The organism is Pseudomonas sp. Mb7, assembly GCF_054790525.1.
The window spans coordinates 3862572-3881496 of record NZ_CP186501.1 but is presented as its reverse complement, the minus strand read 5'-3'; the positions used below and the strand labels follow the sequence as shown (position 1 = coordinate 3881496).

The following is an 18925-nucleotide window of genomic DNA, read 5'->3' as shown; positions in this document are numbered from 1 at the left end:
CGTGTGAAATCCAATCATCATACGATATGACTATTGTCAGAAGATTTTGCAGGAACACGCTTTAACGCTTTTCAAACATTGCTCAAAAAAAATAACAAGGAGTCAGCTTATGAAACGTCGTTTCGGGATTCGTACCCTGTGCAGTACCGCCCTGGCGGTCACCGCGTTCAGCCTGAGCAGTGCGCTGCTCGCTGCCGACACCGTGAAAATCGGTTTTCTGGTCAAGCAGGCGGAAGAACCGTGGTTCCAGACCGAGTGGGCCTTCGCCGAGAAAGCCGCCAAGGACAAGGGCTTTGAACTGATCAAGATTGCCGTGCCGGACGGTGAGAAAACCCTCTCGGCGATCGACAGTCTTGCTGCCAACGGTGCCAAGGGCTTTGTGATTTGCCCGCCGGACGTCTCGCTCGGCCCGGCAATCATGGCCAAAGCCAAACTCAACGACCTGAAAGTGATTGCCGTCGATGACCGTTTCGTCGACGCCAACGGCAAGTTCATGGAAGACGTGCCGTACCTCGGCATGGCCGCGTTTGAAGTTGGCCAGAAACAGGGCAACGCCATGGTCGCCGAAGCGAAGAAACGTAACTGGGACTGGAAAGACACTTACGCGGTGGTCAACACCTACAACGAGCTCGATACCGGCAAGAAGCGCACCGACGGTTCGGTGAAGTCCCTTGAAGACGCCGGTATGCCGAAAGACCACATTCTGTTCGCTGCGCTGAAAACCCTCGACGTACCGGGCAGCATGGACGCCACCAACTCGGCGCTGGTGAAACTGCCGAGCGGCGCAAAAAACCTGATCATCGGCGGTATGAACGACAACACCGTGCTCGGCGGCGTGCGCGCCACCGAAGCCGCCGGGTTTGCTGCGGCCAACGTGATCGGCATCGGCATCAACGGCACCGACGCCATCGGCGAACTGAAAAAGCCTAATAGCGGTTTCTTCGGCTCGATGCTGCCAAGCCCGCACATCGAAGGCTACAAAACCGCAGAGATGATGTACGAGTGGGTCACCACCGGCAAAGAACCGCCGAAGTACACCGCGATGGACGACGTCACCCTGATCACCCGCGAGAACTTCAAGCAAGAGCTGGAAAAAATCGGCCTGTGGAACTGATGCCGCGACGGCCCGGGCAGCCGGGCCGTTTTTCGGTGTGAAGAGGTGGCTTTATGCACGCGCAAGTACAAACACAAGAACAACACGGCGCCAGCGGCAGCCTGCGCTTCAACGGGATCGGCAAAACCTTTCCCGGGGTGAAAGCGCTGGACGCTATCAGCTTTGTCGCCCATCCCGGCCAGGTTCACGCCTTGATGGGCGAGAACGGCGCCGGCAAATCGACCCTGCTGAAAATCCTCGGCGGTGCTTACATCCCGAGCAGCGGCGAGTTGCAGATCGGCGAGCAGACCATGGCGTTCAAGTCGACCGCTGACAGCATCGGCAGCGGCGTCGCGGTGATTCACCAGGAGCTGCATCTGGTGCCGGAAATGACCGTCGCCGAAAACCTGTTCCTCGGCCATCTGCCGGCCAGTTTCGGTTTGATCAATCGCGGTGCTTTACGCCAGCAAGCGTTGAACTGCCTCAAAGGCCTGGCCGACGAAATCGATCCGCAAACCAAGGTCGGGCGCTTGTCCCTCGGCCAGCGGCAATTGGTGGAAATCGCCAAGGCGCTGTCGCGCGGCGCCCACGTCATCGCTTTCGACGAACCGACCAGCAGCCTTTCGGCCCGTGAGATCGACCGCTTGATGGCGATCATCGGACGCCTGCGTGACGAGGGCAAAGTCGTGCTCTACGTTTCCCACCGCATGGAAGAAGTGTTCCGCATCTGTGACGCCGTGACGGTGTTCAAGGACGGTCGCTACGTGCGCACCTTCGACGACATGAGCCAGTTGAGCCACGATCAGTTGGTGACCTGCATGGTCGGCCGCGACATTCAGGACATTTACGATTATCGCCATCGACCACGCGGTGCCGTCGCGCTGAAGGTTGATGGTTTGCTCGGCCCGGGTCTGCGCGAGCCGATCAGTTTCGAAGCGCACAAAGGTGAAATTCTTGGCCTGTTCGGATTGGTCGGGGCAGGGCGCACCGAGCTGTTTCGCTTGCTCAGCGGGCTGGAACGCAACACCGCCGGACGCCTCGAATTGCGCGGTCACGAACTGAAACTGCGCTCACCGCGCGACGCGATTGCTGCGGGCATTCTGCTCTGCCCGGAAGATCGCAAGAAGGAAGGCATTATCCCGCTGGCCAGCGTTGCCGAAAACATCAATATCAGCGCACGCGGCGCCCATTCGGGCCTCGGTTGCCTGATTCGCGGTCTGTGGGAAAAGGGCAACGCCGACAAACAGATCAAAGCCCTGAAAGTGAAAACCCCGCACGCCGGTCAGCAGATCAAATTCCTTTCCGGTGGCAATCAGCAGAAGGCCATTCTCGGTCGCTGGCTGTCGATGCCGATGAAAGTCCTGCTGCTCGACGAACCGACGCGCGGCATCGACATCGGTGCCAAAGCCGAGATTTACCAGATCATCCATAACCTCGCCGCCGACGGCATTTCGGTGATCGTGGTGTCCAGCGACCTGATGGAAGTGATGGGTATTTCCGACCGCATTCTGGTGCTCTGCGAAGGCGCCCTGCGCGGCGAAATCGGCCGCGATCAGGCCAATGAATCCAACCTGCTGCAACTGGCTTTGCCGCGCCACCGCGCTGACGGCGTGGCGAACTGAGAGGTGACTATGATGACAACCCAAAACGAAACCCTGCCCAAAGAGCGCAAACCTCTGGACATGCGCCGCTTCCTCGACGACTGGGTCATGCTGCTGGCGGCCGTGGGCATTTTTGTCGCCTGCACCTTGCTGATCGACAACTTCCTTTCGCCGCTGAACATGCGCGGATTGGGCTTGGCGATTTCCACCACCGGGATCGCCGCGTGCACGATGTTGTACTGCCTGGCGTCGGGGCATTTCGACTTGTCGGTCGGCTCGGTGATTGCCTGCGCCGGGGTAGTTGCGGCGGTGGTGATGCGCGACACCAATAGCGTGTTTCTCGGTGTCAGCGCGGCGCTGGTGATGGGCCTGATTGTCGGGTTGATCAACGGCATCGTGATTGCCAAGTTGCGCGTCAACGCCTTGATCACGACGTTGGCGACCATGCAGATTGTTCGCGGTCTGGCTTACATTTTTGCCAACGGCAAAGCGGTGGGCGTGTCGCAGGAATCATTCTTCGTCTTCGGTAACGGCCAGCTGTTTGGCGTGCCGGTGCCGATTCTGATCACCATTGTTTGCTTCCTGTTTTTTGGTTGGCTGTTGAATTACACCACCTACGGGCGCAACACCATGGCCATTGGTGGCAATCAGGAAGCGGCGTTGCTCGCGGGTGTGAACGTTGATCGGACCAAGATCATTATCTTTGCCGTGCACGGTGTGATCGGTGCGCTGGCCGGGGTGATTCTGGCGTCGCGAATGACCTCTGGGCAGCCGATGATAGGTCAGGGATTTGAGCTGACGGTGATCTCGGCTTGCGTGTTGGGCGGGGTGTCGTTGAGCGGTGGGATCGGCATGATTCGGCATGTGATTGCCGGGGTGTTGATTTTGGCGATCATTGAGAATGCGATGAACCTGAAGAACATTGATACCTTCTACCAATATGTTATCCGTGGTTCGATCCTGCTGTTGGCCGTCGTCATCGACCGTCTGAAACAACGCTAAAAATCAAGAGCCCCTCATCGGAACGCCGCCCGCCCAGCCCTCTCCCGGAGGGAGAGGGGGCCGACCGGGGTGCTTTGCGTCCTGCATCGACCTGAAAGACCTAGTCGATTATGGATTCGGCAAAGTACTTTCAGGTCGATTGTGGATTCGGCGAAGCACTTTCAGGTCGGCGTACTTCTTGAGCATCCCCCATTCAGTCCCCTCTCCCTTCGGGAGAGGGCTAGGGTGAGGGGCTTTTGATTCTCCCGCCTTTCGTCACTCTCGCTAAATATCCCTTGCCCGCCCACGCTAGTTTCGGGTATCAATTTGTACATGATTAGACAGGTACGATTTGACAAGAAACAACGGGTGGTCGACGAACTCGTCCGACGCATCGAAAGCGGCCTCATGGAGGACGGCTTTCTGTTGCCCGGCGAACATCAGTTGGCTCAAGAATTCAAAGTCAGCCGAGGCACGCTGCGCGAAGCGCTGGCCGAACTGAAACGGCGCAATTACATCGCCACGCAAAGCGGCGTCGGCTCCATCGTCACTTTCGACGGTGTCGCGCTCGACCAGCGCAGCGGCTGGGCGCAGGCGCTGGCCGACAGCGGCGCGCTGATCAATACCGAAGTGCTGCGTCTGGAAGCCGTGACCCGGCCCGATCTGCTCTCGCGGTTCGGCACTGACCAATTCATTACCCTCGACCGCCGTCGGCGCTCCAACGACGGCACGCTGGTCTCTCTCGAACGCTCTTTGATGCCGGCCACCGGCGGCCTGGAAAGCCTGCCGCGTGTCGGCCTGATCGACAATTCCCTGACCATCACCTTGGCCGCTTACGGCTACATCGGCGAACGCGGTGATCAGTGGATCGGTGCCGAGCCGTTGAATGCCGAAGACGCCGAATTGCTCGGGCGCCCGGTCGGCACGGTTTTCCTCAAGGCGTTGCGCACCACCTACGATCGCCAGAACCGTTTTATGGAGCTGGTCGAAAGCCTGCTCGACCCGGTGCATTTCCGTTTGCACCTGCAATTTGGAGAATCGAAATGACCGCGCTCAACCGTGCCCTTGGTGCTTTCTATGGCCTGGCCCTCGGTGATGCGCTGGGCATGCCGACGCAATCGCTGAACCGCGAAACCATCAAGACCCGCTTCGGCACAATCACCGATCTGCAGGATGCAGGTCCCTTGCAACCCATCGCCGCAAACATGCCCAAAGGCTCGATCACCGACGACACTGAACAAGCCATTCTGGTCGGTGAGTTGCTGGTCGAAGGCAAAGGCCGCATCGAACCGGCGATCCTCGCGCAACGCTTGATCGAGTGGGAGGCCGAGATGCAGGCCAAGGGCTCGCAGGACTTGCTCGGGCCGTCGACCAAGCGCGCCATCGAAATGATCCTCGCCGGCCATTCGCCGGAAGAGGCCGGACGCTACGGCACCACTAACGGCGCGGCCATGCGCATTACGCCGGTAGGGATCGCGGCGGATGTTGCCGATCCTCAGCGGTTTATCGCAGCGGTGGTACAGGCCTGTCAGGTCACCCACAACACCACGCTGGGGATTTCCAGTGCGGCGGCGGTGGCAGCGGTGGTATCTGCCGGCATCAATGGCATGGACCTGGGCGAGGCGTTGAACCTCGGCCAGCACATCGCTCAGCAAGCCGAGGCGCACGGGCACTGGGTGGCCGGTGGGCGCATTGCCTCGCGAATCAGTTGGGCGCGCACCATCAGTGTCGATAGCGACAAGGCTTTGCTGGCGGATCTGCTCTATGACGTGATCGGTACTTCGGTGGCGTCGCAGGAATCGGTGGTGGTCTCCTTTGCCCTGGCGCAGCAAGTGGCCGTCGGCGAGATGAGCGCGTTTGATGCGTTGTGCATGGCCGCCAGTCTTGGCGGTGACACTGACACCATCGCGGCGATTCTTGGCGCGATGCTTGGGGCCTGCCTGGGGCTTGAGAGTTGGCCTGCCGAGATGATCGAGACGGTTAGGGCCGTTAATCATCTGGAGCTTGAGCCGTTGGTGCAGGGGCTGTTGGCGTTGCGCTGAGTGAAATGACGCCATCGCTGGCAAGCCAGCTCCCACAGGTTTTTGCTGTGAACACACATTTGTGTACACCCTGATCCCTGTGGGAGCTGGCTTGCCAGCGATAGGCGCACCGCATAATCGAATTTACAACCCGCAATGGATCGCGCAGACAGGCCGAGGACGGCCGCGATGTCTTGTCGTTTTGCATCATTGCCACAACCACAAAAAAGGCAAACAGGAGCACCTTCATGAGTTCATCAACCGTCGGGCAAAGCGCCGGGCAACTGGAAACCCGCGGCATCGAACCGGTACCGGAAGCCGAGTGCAACGGGCATCCGCTGCAACTGTTCTGGGTCTGGTTCGCCGCTAACATCTCCATCCTCGGTCTGCCACTGGGCGCCACGCTGGTCGCATTTCGCGGGTTGGCGATCTGGCAGGCGATCATCGTCGCGATCATCGGTGCTGCCGGTTCGTTCGCGGTGGTCGGGATCATCTCGATTGCCGGTCGCCGTGGCCGCGCGCCGAGCCTGACCTTGTCGCGGGCGATCTTCGGCGTACGCGGCAATATCGGCCCGACACTGGTCTCGCTGATGTCGCGTCTCGGTTGGGAAACGGTCAACACCACCACCGCTGCATTTGTGCTGTTGTCGCTGTGCTCGATCCTGTTCGGCTCGCCAGTGGAAGCGAAAAGTGCGCCGATACTGACGCTGATCTTCATCGCGATTTTCGTGCTGCTGACTCTGTCGGTATCCGGCCTCGGCCACGCGACGCTGCTGGTGATCCAGAAGTGGGCCACTTACGTGTTCGGCGCGCTGAACATTCTCGTCGGTGGTTTCCTTTGCGCGACCATCGACTGGAGCGCGGTATTCAACGCCACGCCCGCGCCGATGAGCGCAATGATCATCGGCATTGGCACCATGGCCGCCGGCACTGGCATAGGTTGGGCCAACGCTGGCGCCGACATGTCGCGCTATCAGCATCGCAGCGTCAAAGCCGTGCGTTTGGTTGCATCAGCAGCGTTCGGTGCGGGCATTCCGCTGGTGCTGTTGATTACCCTCGGCGGTCTGCTGTCGGTGGGCAACAACGACCTCGCTTCGGCGACTGACCCGATCGTGGCGATCCGCGACATGCTGCCAACGTGGATGGCCGTGCCGTACCTGATCACCGCGTTCGGTGGCTTGTTGCTGTCGAACAACCTGTCGGTGTACTCCGCCGGTCTGACCACGCTGACCCTTGGCCTGAAGGTCAAACGCGTCTACGCCGTGGTAGTGGATATCGTCGCGATCTTCGCCGGTTCGATCTACTTCATGCTGATCGCCGACAGTTTCTACGGCCCGTTCATTACCTTTATTTCCCTGCTGGCGGTGCCGATCACCGCGTGGGTCGGGATCTTCGTCGTTGACCTGATTCACCGTCATTACTACAGCCCGAAAGACCTGCTCGACGTCAGCCCGAGCAGCGCCTACTGGTATCGCGGCGGCATCGAGTGGCGCGCGTTCGGCGCCTGGGCGATTGCCATCGTCCTTGGCTTCAGTTTCACCACCATTGGCACCACTGCTGAAAACGTCTGGTTCAAAGGCTTCCTGTCCGACTCTTGGCTGGGCCACAACGGCCTCGGCTGGATCGTGACCTTCGTGGTCGCCGGTGGCATTTACTTTGTCCTCGGCGGGGCGAAAGACCGCCGCGCCGCGCAAACCGAGAATGCTCATGCCTAAGATGTTGCACACCGGCCAGGTCATTATCGACCTGGTCATGGCCGTGGATAAGCTGCCGCAGATTGGCGGTGACGTGCTGGCGCAGTCGGCCGGTTTCGAAGCAGGCGGCGGGTTCAATGTGATGGCGGCAGCGGTGCGTAATGGCCTGCCGGTGGTTTATCTGGGCTGGCATGGCAGCGGGCGTTTCGGCGATCTGGCGCGACAGGCGATGAACGTTGAAGGCATTCAGATCGGCATTCCTGAACCTGCGCAGCGCGACACGGGGTTGTGTGTGGCGCTGACCGATGCGTCGGCCGAGCGCAGCTTCATTTCCTATATCGGCGCTGAAGGTGAGGTGACCGAAGAGGATCTGAACAGCGTCGCGGCCGAGGCGGGCGATTACGTTTATCTGAGCGGCTACAGTCTGCTCCACGAGGGTAAGGCGCAGGCGTTGCTCGATTGGACATTGGCGTTGCCGGCGACAATCAACGTGGTGTTCGATCCCGGCCCGCTAGTTGAATCGCCGGACTCGCCGCTGATGCAGGCGTTGCTGCCGCGCATCGATGTGTGGACCAGCAACAGTGTTGAAGCGCTGCGGTTTACCGGCGCTGAAGACATCGCGGTCGCGCTTGATCGTCTCGCTGAGCATCTGCCCAGCGACGTGCTGATGGTTGTGCGTGACGGGCCGCAAGGCTGCTGGATTCATCAAGGTGACGAGCGTCGGCATGTGCCGGGGTTTGCTGTGAAAGCGGTGGACAGCAATGGTGCCGGCGATGCCCATGCCGGCGTCTTTGTCGCGGGACTGGCGCAGGGTTTGACCGCGCATGAAGCTGCGCGGCGGGCGAATGCGGCAGCGGCTTTGGCCGTGACACGTTGGGGGCCGGCGACTTCGCCGGGTGCGGCTGAGGTGGATGCGTTTATCCGCGAGTCCGGCGGCGCCTGATCTACCGCCATCGCTGGCAAGCCAGCTCCCACAAGTTTTTGTGGTGAACACACATTTGTGTACAACCCGGTTTCTGTGGGAGCTGGCTTGCCAGCGATTAGGCCATCAGCTTCAAATCAAAACTTGAATTGGCCGCTCGCCGCATCAGCAGCGAGCGGCTTCATCACTACTGCAGATCCAGCTTGCGCGCCGCTTCAACGCCAGCGGCACTGAGCTTGATCGGCAGGTTCAACGAATGTTCGCCAGCCTCGTTGCAGGTCACATGCCCGTGGTGAATCAGTCCACGATCCTGCAAAGCGGCGAGGGCGCTGGCCACGACTTTCTCGCCCCGGTAATTGTCCAACACTTCCTTGCCCAGTCCACTCGGATGAGCATGCAGCAGGCGGGTGAGGACTTCTTTTTCCAGGTTTTTATCGACGTTCATGGTTACCTCTTCATTGGATTGAATAGGACGCTCGCGTCGGCGAACTACTGACCGGAGCCTTCGGAACCGGAGCCACCTGTGGTGGTTTTTGAGCCAACGCCGGGGCCCGCATTGTCAGGCGTGGCGGGGGCGTCGGGAGTGTTCATCCCGCCCTGACGACCCGGGTCACTGCCCTGGGTGCGCGGATCAGTACCGGTGGCGGGAGGCTGATTGATCAAAGGCACGCCCGAGCCATCGGTGTTCATACCGGGGGCACTGTTGATGGCGGGGGCGCGTGGCGGGGTCGGGTCGGTAGGGCCAGTGCCCGCAGCCGTGGCGGATGCGGCGAAAACCGCAGGGCAGAGCAGGGCGCTGAATACGAAAGCGGTCAACCTTGACGGGATCATAGGGCGTCTCCAGTGATTGGAATCCTTACCTGTCGTTGGTCTGCCCTCTGAGCGGTTTGGTGCCTGATGAACGACGAACGGTCTAAATCGCTGGTACGGTTTTGACATTCAGTCGACGCCAGAGCAGACGACCAAGGGTGATCAGCCAGTTCATCAATGCCACTACCAACACAGTGTGTAAAAGCGTTGCCATGCCGTGTTCGACGATGATTTTGCCAGCGAGCAACGGGAAGCCGAATACGCCGATAAAGTACGCCAGACTGAACAGCAACAGCGCCTGTGATGTGGTGCCGGCCGGTGCTTCGTTGGCGGCCAGACCGTTGATCACCGAATAGGTCAGGCCATAACCAACACCCAGCAGCACTGCCGCCAGCAGGTAAGTGAACCCGCCGTGCACGCCGAACGCGAACAGCACAATCGAACTCAACATCAACCCTGACAGCAGGCTCGACGCGCGCAACGGGTCACGCTTGACCACATACCCCGCGATCAACATTCGACTGCTGATCGCCGCACTCATGAAGCCCAGAAAGAACAATGAATAATCCAGCGAGCGCGCAGCGGCATAGCTGGTCTGAAAGCTCGACAGGCCACCGAATACGCAACCGCCGAGACCGACCATGATGATCGGGAACACGGCGCGCGAGCCCAGCACTTGAGTGGTTGCTTGCCAGCTGATTTTCGCGGTGGTTGTCGCCTGTGTGCTTTTCAGTTTTGCGCCGAGTTGCCAGAACAGCAGCGCGCCGATCAGGCTTGCCAGCGCCGCCAGATAAAACGCCGAGGTCACAGGCATACCCAACGCACTGGCGGCGCGCCCGAGTAACGGGCCGCTGCCGATGCCAGTCATCATGCTGCCCGACAGCAACGCGAAATACCTGGCCCGTTGCGCCGGCGTCACCAGACTGGCAACGATGATCGGTCCCAAGGTGTAAAACACCCCCCAGCCCAGGCCCAGTAACAAACCAAAAAACAACAGCAGATGACCGAATCCCGGCGTCATTGCAAAGCCCAGACTCGCCGCCACCAGCAACAGACCAAACAGGGCAATCGAACGCGCCGCACCGAGCCAGTCCGACAGATGCCCGGACACCAGCACTGCGACAAACGTACTGAGCATCGCCGCCGAAATCACGCTGCCGGCATCGTGTTCATTGCCGCCGCGTGCACCGATCAACAGCGACAGCAAAAACGTCGAGCCATAGGACAACGACAGCAGATAACTCGCGAGGCAGAACAAGCCGAACAGCTTGCCTGATACCTGGGGTGATGCTTGCGACATGACGCGGTTCCTTGACCGGAAATTCAGCGTCATCTGTTTAGCACGCCAGGTGAGCGGGTTAGGTCTGAAGTTGGCGAAGTCAGGTTCAGCGCACGCCGGAGTAACGGCTTAAACGATGCCAATCTCTTCCTTGAACTGTTCCATGAAACCCTTCAGACGTTGATGACGGACCTGCGCAAGACGCTGGCCGGCGGTGGTCTGAAAACCGTCGGCGAGGTGCAGCAGTTTGGTCTGGAAATGATCGAGGCAAAAACGCGTGTCATCGTAATCGCGTTGTTTCGCTTCGGGATCCTGCGGGTCGTACAGCGCCGAACCCACGCGCCCGGCGATGTAGAAAGTGCGGGCGACGCCAAGCATGCCGAGTGAGTCGAGCCGATCGGCGTCCTGGACGATTTTCGCTTCGAGGGTGAGCGGGGTTATGTTGGCGGAGAAACTGTGGGCTTCGATGGCGTGGGCGACGGCGGCGATTTTCTCTTCGGACCAGTTCAGATCGGCCAGCACTGACGAAGCTTTATCTGCCGCCAGCCGCGAAGCCTGCGAACGCAGTGGCGAATTCTTCTCGACGGCCACGCAATCGTGCAAGAGCACGGCGGCCAACAACACCTCAAGATCACCGCCTTCTTCTTCATGCAGCGTACGCACGTTGTGCCAGACCCGTTGCAGGTGGGCGAGGTCGTGAGCGCCGTCGTCGGACGGCTCCAATGCGTAAGGCAGTAACTCTGCTGCCAGTGCCGCCACCGGTGTAAAAAACTCAAGGTTCATAAACATCCTTTTAGACTGTCGAAGTCACTGTGTGAGAGCGAGCCTGCTCGCGAATGCTGTCTGTCAATCAACAATGCAGGTGACTGAAAGGACGCTTTCGCGAGCAGGCTCGCTTCCACAGGGGACTGCTGTTTTTGCAACATTGCGCAGGGTAGTGTGTGTTTTGCCATGTGACGAGCGCCGCGCACCGTCTTAGTATGGCGTTTTCCTTTTTCCGACAAGGCCCGTCCATGACGATCGAAATCCGCCCGGCGACCCCCAGCGATGCCCCGCAAATCCTCGCCTTCATCACTGAACTCGCCGATTTCGAAAAGGCCCGTCACGAAGTCATCGCCAGCGTCGCCGACATCGAACGCAGCCTGTTCGGCGAAGGCGCCACCGCCCACGGTCTGATCTGCCTGCGGGATGGTCTGCCGATCGGTTTCGCGGTGTTTTTCTTCAGCTATTCGACCTGGCTCGGCAGCAATTGCCTGTACCTTGAAGACCTCTACATCACCCCGGAGCAACGCGGCGGCGGTGCCGGCAAAACCCTGTTGCGCCACCTGGCAAAAATCGCCTGCGACAACGACTGCGGCCGCTTCGAATGGAGCGTGCTCGACTGGAACACGCCGGCGATCGAATTCTACAAATCCCTCGGCGCGCAACCTCAGGAAGAGTGGGTGCGCTACCGCATGGATGGCCAGGTTTTGCGTGAGTTTGCCGAGGGTTGAACACGATGATGGCAATCCGGCAGTAATTCGATTGTCGCCAGCGCTCTAGTCCGGCATTCTACGCGCCATTTTTGCGCGCTCACGGACGACACCTGCAATGCCTCTGGCACAACTTCTCCACGCCCGTGGAGCCTTCGCTGCGTCAACGAGTGACCGGCGATGAGCGGACTACGGGCGACAATGCGTCTGTATGGCCTAGTGAAAAACTCAGGCTCGAGCGACAACCCCCAGCGCCAACCGGTCGACATTCTGTGCATGACAAACCGCATGGGCGGCAGCGCCATTCGTGCGTTCGTGTCACGCCTCGATGCTGAGTTGATGACGCGCAGTGCCGGGCTCGCCGATTACCGCGTGATACCGCTGCGCACTTTCGATCCGACGGCGTTTATCGACGCCCATCAAGGCTGGCTGATGCTGCACATTTGCTGTGGTTTCGTCGCCCCTGCCGGGCATTCGCTGCTCAAGGACGGCGGGTTGATGCCGATGGGCTGGTACGTCTATTCCGAGATCGGCCAGTGGACGGCCCAGCATCATCTCGACCTCGGCGCACAAATGGCCGAACTGCTGCAATCGACTTACGAGCGTAATCACCTGCGCAACTACAACGCCTGGCTCAACGAACTCGACGACGCCTCGCCGGCCGAACTGGCCTGGCAAACCGACGAAGCCTGGCGACACCTGCAAACCGCCGCATCACCCGACAGCCGTGAGCATTGCCACGCCCTGTTCGACCCCGTCGACAACCGCTGGCGGTTCGCCGCGACCGACATCGATATTTATCAGCCGCACCCGGAACCCCTGAAGCAAGGAGCTTTGAATTGAGTGGTAAACCCGCTGCACGCGTCACCGACCCTACCGCCTGCCCATTGCCAGGCCATGGCACCAACCCGATTGCCTCCGGCTCGCCGAACGTCTTCTTCGACGGCCTCGCCGCCGCGCGCATGACCGATAAATCGGCGTGCGGCAGTCCGATTACCGGGGCAGTTTCCGGCACCGTTTTTATCAACGGCTTGAATGCCGCCACGCTCGACAGCACCGGAGGCCACGGCAATGTCGTGGTGGGTGGCTCGGGGACGGTGATTATCGGCCAGAGTGGCGGAGGGGCAGCGTTTAGTGGGCTGTTGCCGATGCCGGTGCATTTTACGGACAGGTTGCAAGTGGTTAACGAGGCGACTGGCGAGCCTATCCCCGATCATCCGTATGCGATCCAGCGAGGTGATGGGCGCATAGAACATGGCATCACCAATGAGCAGGGCTTTACCCATATGGTGAGTTCTCACTTGGCTGAAACTATTAAATTGTTTGTAGAGTGATCGAAATGGAAGTCGAAAATCCTGCACTCAGAGACTGCAAAACTGAAGTGGCTGGCCATGAGTTGACCTGCAAGACTGACCAGAGCGTCAAGCAAGTTACTGTCAAAGTGAAAAAGGTAGCCGTTTTCTTTATTGGCGGTGCTGGGGATAAAGAGGAGTATTATCAGAATGAACCTCCTCATCATAACGTGCAAAATGCGTGGAATCAGTTGTCGAACAGACTGTCTCCGGAACAAAAGCTCGACGTTAATTTACCTTATATAAGCTATAAGGATGTTCGCGGTGAGAAGGATATCGAGAAGTATGTAATACGCCCGTTAAAAGGTGATAAGACGGTTTATCTTGTGATTGTTGGTCATAGCCTTGGGGGGTGGAATGGTGCACATTTGACCTCGATTTTGAAAGAACGAGGTTATACAGTCAAGATGTTGGTAACACTCGATCCTGTTGGCGGTGGTACAGGTGTATGGATGTTCTCTGATATCTATTTTACGACGCCAAAGCCCGTGGCAGATTACTGGATAAATATATTGGCATCCCCCAAGGAAAAAGACGATTCAGATACTGTTGCCAGTTTGGGAGAGCGCTGGATCATGACATCTGGACCGAATATAAATGAGGCGGTCAGTGCGAATCACCGGCAAGCAGGTATGCTGTTCGCCTCCAAACTTCAAAGTGGAAAGTCTGCGTGCGATATAGTTTATGAGCGAGTGACTCAATATTTGGAATCGAAAAAATGATACGACTATTTATTGTGCTGACGATGCTTCTATGTAGTTCTTGTGCCAAGCGGTCGATTCTTCCTGATACCGAGATTGAATTCATTTCTGTCGCTACAGGGGGCGATAGTTTGTCTTGGAGTGTTCGCTTTAGTTCGAAGACCGATGTGTTGAATTTTTTTAAGGATGCGACGGGAGAAACACAGTTGGGTGAAACATTGTTTTGCTCTCTGGATAAAGAGCTTGAATTTGAAAACTCCGATAAATTGACTAATTATTTTGTTGGTAATCTTGTTGAGGTTGACGCCGATAAGTCTGGTTTAGACCATATTTATACGTCTAGATTGTCCGCAGTGAGAAAGGAGGATGAGGGCGTTTCAAATGTTTTCATGAGCGCGGAAGAACTGCTGGCATTATTAAATGAACGTAACGCCGTCTCTTGCAGAGTGTTTACCTCAGCTTACTCATTCGGGGGATACTATTCGAAGTCAATGCTGATTCCAGCAACTGACCTCGTACACGTCATTGAACAGCAGCGCGTGCAATGATTGCTATATCCCATAATGTGGGATGCAAAATTACATATTGAGATTTCCCGTCTGAGAGGTCTATAGTCCGTCGCACTCACTGCCAAAAACAAAACAGGTGAAGCGATGCTGGCGCAATTGATCGCGCTCGATTGGGGGACGACCTCATTACGTGCTTACAAACTCGCAGCGGACGGTGTGGTGCTGGAGCAGCGCGCGCTGTCGTCCGGGATCATGCAACTGCCGAAGACTCCGCGAGTCATCAACGGTCGCGAATGCGCCGATGGTTTTGAACTGGCGTTCGACGAGGCGTGCGGCGACTGGCTCGATGCGCAGCCGAATCTACCGGTGATAGCTTGCGGCATGGTCGGCAGTGCACAGGGCTGGCGTGAAGCAGCCTACTGCGAGACGCCGACGAACGTCGCCAATCTCGGAAACTCCCTACAAACAATTGTCAGCCTGCGCGGCACCCGCGTGCATATCGTGCCGGGTGTGATTCAGCGTTCGCGCCTGCCGAATGTGATGCGCGGCGAAGAAACCCAAGTGCTCGGCGTGCTGCAGAATCTGCCGATTGAGGCGGGTGTTGATCTGTTGATCGGTCTGCCGGGCAGTCATTCGAAATGGGTGGACGTCGTCGATGGCTGCATCACCCATTTCGACACGTTCATGACCGGCGAAGTGTTCGCCGTGCTCAGTGAACACAGCATTCTCGGCCGTACCCTGAAGCAGGGGGCGGCGTTCGATGCTCTGGCGTTTGACCGTGGTGTGCAGGTTGCGCAGTCGGTGGACGGCGAACTCGGCGTGCTGTCGACGTTGTTCAGTGCCCGTACCTTGGGCCTGACCGGCGAACTCAGCCCGACCGCGCAGGCGGATTATCTGTCCGGCCTGATGATCGGCCATGAACTGGCGGCGCTCGCCACGGTTCAGCGGCGTCGCCGCAACAACCCGAATCTCCCTTCGATCATCCTCATCGGCAACGCGCAACTCTGCACGCGCTACAGCCGTGCCCTCGCTGCCTGCGGTTTCGCCAACGTGACGCTGGCCGAACAGGCCACCGAGCGTGGTCTGTGGCAACTGGCGCTGGCCGCCGGACTGATCGATTCCTCATCCCGTTAACCCTGACTGGAGGCCTGACATGCTCAAGCAAGCATTGGCGCAAAACGGTCTGATCGCGATTCTGCGTGGCCTGCATCCGCAGGAAGCCGCCGCTGTCGGAGAAGTCCTGTATGCGGCTGGATTTCGCGTCATCGAAGTACCGCTCAATTCCCCTTCGCCGTACGAAAGTATCCGCATCCTGCGCACGACCTTGCCCGCCGATTGCCTGATCGGTGCCGGCACGGTGCTGACCCCGGAGCAGGTCGAGCTCGTGAAAGAGGCCGGCGGCCAAGTGATCGTCATGCCGCACAGCGATGCCAAGGTCTTGCGCGCGGCGAAAGCGGCGGGGCTGTTTCTGTCGCCGGGCGTCGCCACGCCGACCGAGGCCTTCGCGGCACTGGAGGAGGGCGCGGACATTCTCAAGTTGTTCCCGGCCGAGCAAATGGGCCCGGCGGTCGTCAAAGCCTGGCTCGCAGTGTTGCCGACGGGAACGGTACTGGCGCCGGTCGGCGGCATCACCCCGGACAATATGCAGGCGTTTATCGATGCCGGTGTGAAAGGTTTTGGCCTCGGTTCGGGCCTGTTCAAACCGGGCATGACCCCGGAGCAAGTGGCGGTGAATGCCAAGGCCTACGTGGCCGCGTGGAAGGCCCTTCGCTAAGACTTTTTGGCGCTGCGTGCGCTGCATCTACAAGAGAGACAAAAAAGATGAAAATCACCAAACTCACCACCTTCATCGTCCCGCCGCGTTGGTGTTTCCTCAAAGTCGAAACCGACGAAGGCGTGACCGGTTGGGGCGAACCCGTGGTTGAAGGGCGCGCGCATACCGTCGCAGCTGCCGTTGAAGAATTGTCCGACTACCTGATCGGCAAAGACCCACGCAACATCGAAGACATCTGGACTGTGCTCTATCGCGGCGGTTTCTACCGTGGCGGTGCGATCCACATGAGCGCGCTGGCGGGTATCGATCAGGCGTTGTGGGACATCAAGGGCAAGGCCCTTGGCGTGTCGGTGAGTGATCTGCTCGGTGGTCAGGTGCGTGACAAGATTCGCGTGTATTCGTGGATTGGCGGCGACCGTCCAGCGGACACCGCGCGTGCGGCGAAAGAGGCGGTGAGCCGTGGTTTTACTGCGGTGAAAATGAACGGCACCGAAGAACTGCAATTCCTCGATACCTTCGAGAAAGTCGATCTGGCGCTGGCCAACGTCGCCGCCGTACGTGACGCGGTCGGGCCGAACGTCGGTATCGGCGTCGACTTCCATGGCCGCGTGCACAAGCCGATGGCCAAGGTGCTGATGAAGGAACTCGACCCGTACAAACTGATGTTTATCGAAGAGCCGGTGCTCAGCGAAAACTATGAAGCGTTGAAAGAGCTGGCGCCGTTGACCAGCACACCGATTGCTCTGGGTGAGCGGCTGTTCTCGCGTTGGGACTTTAAACGCGTGTTGAGCGAAGGTTACGTCGACATCATCCAGCCGGATGCCTCCCACGCGGGCGGCATCACCGAAACCCGCAAGATCGCCAACATGGCCGAGGCCTACGATGTGGCACTGGCGCTGCACTGCCCGTTGGGGCCGATTGCGCTGGCGGCGTGTTTGCAATTGGACGCGGCTTGTTACAACGCGTTTATCCAGGAGCAGAGCCTGGGCATCCATTACAACGAGAGCAACGACTTGCTCGACTACGTGAAGGATCCGCGGGTGTTCGATTACGACAAAGGTTTTGTGAAGATTCCGAACGGCCCGGGGTTGGGCATTGAGATCAACGAAGAATATGTGATCGAGCGCGCAGCGGTCGGGCATCGCTGGCGCAACCCGATCTGGCGTCATGCCGATGGCAGTTTTGCCGAGTGGTGAGTCGTCCCTGACACACCCGATGAGATCGTTCCCACGCTCTGAGTGGGAATGCCTCAATGGACGCTCTGCGTGCGCTTTTGGGACGCAGAGCGTCCCGGGCTGCATTCCCACGCGGAGCGTGGGAACGATCAGGCCTCAGGCCGACCTCAATAAACATAAAAAGAGGCTCTCCCCATGCAACCGCAAACCCTCACCGGGCAGGCGTCTTTAGTCACGCCCAGCCGTAAGCGTTTTTTCATCATGGTGTTGCTGTTTATCACCGTGGTCATCAACTACCTCGACCGCAGCAACCTGTCGATTGCTGCGCCGGCGCTGACCAGTGAGCTGGGCATCGATCCGATTCACGTCGGTCTGATTTTCTCCGCGTTCGGCTGGACTTACGCCGCGATGCAGATCCCCGGCGGCTGGTTGGTCGATCGCGTGCCACCGCGCATTCTTTACAGCGTCGCTTTGTTGTTGTGGTCTGTGGCTACGGTGATGCTCGGTTTCGCTGCGAGTTTCATCGCGTTGTTTGTATTGCGCATGGCGGTCGGTGCGCTGGAAGCGCCGGCTTATCCGATCAACAGCCGTGTGGTCACGACGTGGTTTCCCGAGCGGGAACGCGCCACGGCGATTGGTTTTTACACGTCGGGACAGTTCGTTGGTCTGGCATTTCTCACTCCGGTGCTCGCCTGGCTGCAACATGAATTCGGCTGGCACATGGTGTTCGTCGCAACAGGCGCTGTCGGCATTATCTGGGCGGCGATCTGGTACGCGGTGTATCGCGAGCCACGGGATTTCAAAGGCGCGAACGAAGCGGAAATCGACCTGATCCGCGAGGGCGGTGGTCTGGTTGATATTCAGCAAGAGTCGGCCAAGGTCAAAGCCAAATTCAGCTGGACCGATCTGGGCATCGTCCTGACCAAGCGCAAGTTGTGGGGTATCTACCTCGGCCAGTTCTGCCTGAACTCGACGCTGTGGTTTTTCCTGACGTGGTTCCCGACCTATCTGGTGAAATATCGCGGCATGGACTTCATCAAGTCCGGCCTGCTGGCGTCGCTGCCGTTTCTCGCCGCGTTCATCGGTGTGCTGTGTTCGGGGTTCTTTTCCGACTTCTTGATTCGTCGCGGCTACACCGTCGGGTTTGCGCGCAAGTTGCCGATCATTGGCGGGCTGCTTATTTCCACCTCGATCATCGGCGCCAACTTCGTTGAGTCGACGCCGCTGGTGATTGCCTTTCTGGCGTTGGCATTTTTCGGCAACGGTCTGGCCTCGATCACTTGGTCACTGGTGTCGACGTTAGCGCCAGCGCGGTTGTTGGGGCTGACTGGCGGGGTGTTCAATTTCATCGGCAACCTGTCGGCAATTGCTACGCCGATCGTCATCGGTTTCCTTGCCAGCGGCGATTCGTTCGCCCCGGCGATCACCTATATCGCGGTTCTCGCCTTGATCGGTGCTTTGTCCTACGTGCTGCTGGTCGGCAAGGTCGAGCGTATCGAGTTGTAGTGGTCTGCGTCGGGCGACCATAATGCCGCCCGTTC

20 protein-coding genes are annotated in these 18925 nt (G+C 58.9%); 16 read left to right on the top strand and 4 right to left on the bottom strand.

What is annotated here, in order from left to right:
- Positions 1–109: 109 nt before the first annotated feature.
- The 7 genes from ACOYXH_RS17405 to ACOYXH_RS17375 all read left to right on the top strand — a co-directional run bounded on the left by ACOYXH_RS17405 (position 110) and on the right by ACOYXH_RS17375 (position 8333).
- Positions 110–1114: a substrate-binding domain-containing protein gene (locus tag ACOYXH_RS17405; protein ID WP_095120568.1), complete on the top strand. Its 1005-nt coding sequence runs from the start codon at positions 110–112 to the stop codon at positions 1112–1114.
- A gap of 53 nt (positions 1115–1167) precedes the next feature.
- A complete protein-coding gene (gene araG / locus ACOYXH_RS17400; protein WP_095048601.1) occupies positions 1168–2715 on the top strand; it encodes an L-arabinose ABC transporter ATP-binding protein AraG in 1548 nt (515 codons plus the stop codon).
- A gap of 12 nt (positions 2716–2727) precedes the next feature.
- The gene (araH, locus tag ACOYXH_RS17395; RefSeq protein ID WP_026000669.1) at positions 2728–3696 is read left to right on the top strand and encodes an L-arabinose ABC transporter permease AraH; all 969 of its coding nucleotides are present in this window, start codon (positions 2728–2730) and stop codon (positions 3694–3696) included.
- A gap of 312 nt (positions 3697–4008) precedes the next feature.
- The gene (locus ACOYXH_RS17390; protein WP_095048600.1) at positions 4009–4722 is read left to right on the top strand and encodes a GntR family transcriptional regulator; all 714 of its coding nucleotides are present in this window, start codon (positions 4009–4011) and stop codon (positions 4720–4722) included.
- Positions 4719–5717: an ADP-ribosylglycohydrolase family protein gene (locus ACOYXH_RS17385; RefSeq protein WP_320413358.1), complete on the top strand. Its 999-nt coding sequence runs from the start codon at positions 4719–4721 to the stop codon at positions 5715–5717. Before ACOYXH_RS17390 ends, ACOYXH_RS17385 begins: the two co-directional genes overlap by 4 nt.
- Before the next feature lie 227 nt (positions 5718–5944).
- Positions 5945–7411: a purine-cytosine permease family protein gene (locus tag ACOYXH_RS17380; protein ID WP_150775188.1), complete on the top strand. Its 1467-nt coding sequence runs from the start codon at positions 5945–5947 to the stop codon at positions 7409–7411.
- The gene (locus ACOYXH_RS17375) at positions 7404–8333 is read left to right on the top strand and encodes a PfkB family carbohydrate kinase (protein WP_460409849.1); all 930 of its coding nucleotides are present in this window, start codon (positions 7404–7406) and stop codon (positions 8331–8333) included. The genes ACOYXH_RS17380 and ACOYXH_RS17375 overlap by 8 nt, the downstream gene beginning before the upstream one ends.
- Positions 8334–8499: 166 nt before the next feature.
- Here ACOYXH_RS17375 and ACOYXH_RS17370 read toward each other — a convergent pair whose 3' ends face one another.
- The 4 genes from ACOYXH_RS17370 to ACOYXH_RS17355 all read right to left on the bottom strand — a co-directional run bounded on the left by ACOYXH_RS17370 (position 8500) and on the right by ACOYXH_RS17355 (position 11184).
- Positions 8500–8757, bottom strand: a complete 258-nt coding sequence (locus ACOYXH_RS17370; RefSeq protein ID WP_016986009.1) for a hypothetical protein — start codon at positions 8755–8757, stop codon at positions 8500–8502.
- 44 nt (positions 8758–8801) lie between these two features.
- Positions 8802–9143: a hypothetical protein gene (locus ACOYXH_RS17365; RefSeq protein WP_007908306.1), complete on the bottom strand. Its 342-nt coding sequence runs from the start codon at positions 9141–9143 to the stop codon at positions 8802–8804.
- An 82-nt stretch (positions 9144–9225) separates the two neighbouring features.
- Positions 9226–10422 (bottom strand): MFS transporter, encoded by a 1197-nt coding sequence (locus tag ACOYXH_RS17360; RefSeq protein WP_460409848.1) that lies wholly within the window; start codon positions 10420–10422, stop codon positions 9226–9228.
- Between the two features lie 108 nt (positions 10423–10530).
- Complete coding sequence (locus ACOYXH_RS17355; RefSeq protein WP_460409847.1) at positions 10531–11184, bottom strand: HD domain-containing protein; 654 nt, start codon at positions 11182–11184, stop codon at positions 10531–10533.
- Between the two features lie 230 nt (positions 11185–11414).
- On the opposite strand from ACOYXH_RS17355, the gene ACOYXH_RS17350 reads away from it, so the two are divergent.
- From ACOYXH_RS17350 to ACOYXH_RS17310, 9 genes are all read left to right on the top strand, one after another.
- Entirely contained in the window at positions 11415–11894 is a 480-nt protein-coding gene (locus tag ACOYXH_RS17350; protein WP_007908312.1) for a GNAT family N-acetyltransferase, read from the top strand.
- 159 nt (positions 11895–12053) lie between these two features.
- Positions 12054–12716 carry a hypothetical protein gene (locus ACOYXH_RS17345; RefSeq protein ID WP_460409846.1) on the top strand — a complete coding sequence of 221 codons (663 nt, stop codon included), beginning with the start codon at positions 12054–12056 and terminating at the stop codon, positions 12714–12716.
- Complete coding sequence (locus ACOYXH_RS17340; protein WP_016986005.1) at positions 12713–13207, top strand: PAAR domain-containing protein; 495 nt, start codon at positions 12713–12715, stop codon at positions 13205–13207. The genes ACOYXH_RS17345 and ACOYXH_RS17340 overlap by 4 nt, the downstream gene beginning before the upstream one ends.
- Before the next feature lie 5 nt (positions 13208–13212).
- Positions 13213–13947: an alpha/beta hydrolase family protein gene (locus ACOYXH_RS17335; RefSeq protein WP_077574055.1), complete on the top strand. Its 735-nt coding sequence runs from the start codon at positions 13213–13215 to the stop codon at positions 13945–13947.
- Positions 13944–14474: a hypothetical protein gene (locus ACOYXH_RS17330; RefSeq protein ID WP_460409845.1), complete on the top strand. Its 531-nt coding sequence runs from the start codon at positions 13944–13946 to the stop codon at positions 14472–14474. Before ACOYXH_RS17335 ends, ACOYXH_RS17330 begins: the two co-directional genes overlap by 4 nt.
- A gap of 105 nt (positions 14475–14579) precedes the next feature.
- Positions 14580–15569 (top strand): 2-dehydro-3-deoxygalactonokinase, encoded by a 990-nt coding sequence (locus ACOYXH_RS17325; protein ID WP_460409844.1) that lies wholly within the window; start codon positions 14580–14582, stop codon positions 15567–15569.
- Between the two features lie 19 nt (positions 15570–15588).
- The gene (locus tag ACOYXH_RS17320; RefSeq protein WP_449123076.1) at positions 15589–16209 is read left to right on the top strand and encodes a 2-dehydro-3-deoxy-6-phosphogalactonate aldolase; all 621 of its coding nucleotides are present in this window, start codon (positions 15589–15591) and stop codon (positions 16207–16209) included.
- Positions 16210–16256: 47 nt separating this feature from the next.
- A complete protein-coding gene (gene dgoD / locus ACOYXH_RS17315) occupies positions 16257–17405 on the top strand; it encodes a galactonate dehydratase (RefSeq protein WP_007908327.1) in 1149 nt (382 codons plus the stop codon).
- 174 nt (positions 17406–17579) lie between these two features.
- Positions 17580–18890, top strand: a complete 1311-nt coding sequence (locus ACOYXH_RS17310) for an MFS transporter (RefSeq protein ID WP_095048589.1) — start codon at positions 17580–17582, stop codon at positions 18888–18890.
- The last annotated feature ends 35 nt before the right edge of the window (positions 18891–18925 follow it).

Bases quoted from the DNA above. Each gene is read 5' to 3' on its own strand.
- ACOYXH_RS17405 (WP_095120568.1), top strand. From the start codon at position 110: ATGAAACGTCGTTTCGGGATTCGTACCCTGTGCAGTACCGCCCTGGCG.
- araG (WP_095048601.1), top strand. From the start codon at position 1,168: ATGCACGCGCAAGTACAAACACAAGAACAACACGGCGCCAGCGGCAGC.
- araH (WP_026000669.1), top strand. From the start codon at position 2,728: ATGACAACCCAAAACGAAACCCTGCCCAAAGAGCGCAAACCTCTGGAC.
- ACOYXH_RS17390 (WP_095048600.1), top strand. From the start codon at position 4,009: ATGATTAGACAGGTACGATTTGACAAGAAACAACGGGTGGTCGACGAA.
- ACOYXH_RS17385 (WP_320413358.1), top strand. From the start codon at position 4,719: ATGACCGCGCTCAACCGTGCCCTTGGTGCTTTCTATGGCCTGGCCCTC.
- ACOYXH_RS17380 (WP_150775188.1), top strand. From the start codon at position 5,945: ATGAGTTCATCAACCGTCGGGCAAAGCGCCGGGCAACTGGAAACCCGC.
- ACOYXH_RS17375 (WP_460409849.1), top strand. From the start codon at position 7,404: ATGCCTAAGATGTTGCACACCGGCCAGGTCATTATCGACCTGGTCATG.
- ACOYXH_RS17370 (WP_016986009.1), bottom strand. From the start codon at position 8,757: ATGAACGTCGATAAAAACCTGGAAAAAGAAGTCCTCACCCGCCTGCTG.
- ACOYXH_RS17365 (WP_007908306.1), bottom strand. From the start codon at position 9,143: ATGATCCCGTCAAGGTTGACCGCTTTCGTATTCAGCGCCCTGCTCTGC.
- ACOYXH_RS17360 (WP_460409848.1), bottom strand. From the start codon at position 10,422: ATGTCGCAAGCATCACCCCAGGTATCAGGCAAGCTGTTCGGCTTGTTC.
- ACOYXH_RS17355 (WP_460409847.1), bottom strand. From the start codon at position 11,184: ATGAACCTTGAGTTTTTTACACCGGTGGCGGCACTGGCAGCAGAGTTA.
- ACOYXH_RS17350 (WP_007908312.1), top strand. From the start codon at position 11,415: ATGACGATCGAAATCCGCCCGGCGACCCCCAGCGATGCCCCGCAAATC.
- ACOYXH_RS17345 (WP_460409846.1), top strand. From the start codon at position 12,054: ATGAGCGGACTACGGGCGACAATGCGTCTGTATGGCCTAGTGAAAAAC.
- ACOYXH_RS17335 (WP_077574055.1), top strand. From the start codon at position 13,213: ATGGAAGTCGAAAATCCTGCACTCAGAGACTGCAAAACTGAAGTGGCT.
- ACOYXH_RS17330 (WP_460409845.1), top strand. From the start codon at position 13,944: ATGATACGACTATTTATTGTGCTGACGATGCTTCTATGTAGTTCTTGT.
- ACOYXH_RS17325 (WP_460409844.1), top strand. From the start codon at position 14,580: ATGCTGGCGCAATTGATCGCGCTCGATTGGGGGACGACCTCATTACGT.
- ACOYXH_RS17320 (WP_449123076.1), top strand. From the start codon at position 15,589: ATGCTCAAGCAAGCATTGGCGCAAAACGGTCTGATCGCGATTCTGCGT.
- dgoD (WP_007908327.1), top strand. From the start codon at position 16,257: ATGAAAATCACCAAACTCACCACCTTCATCGTCCCGCCGCGTTGGTGT.
- ACOYXH_RS17310 (WP_095048589.1), top strand. From the start codon at position 17,580: ATGCAACCGCAAACCCTCACCGGGCAGGCGTCTTTAGTCACGCCCAGC.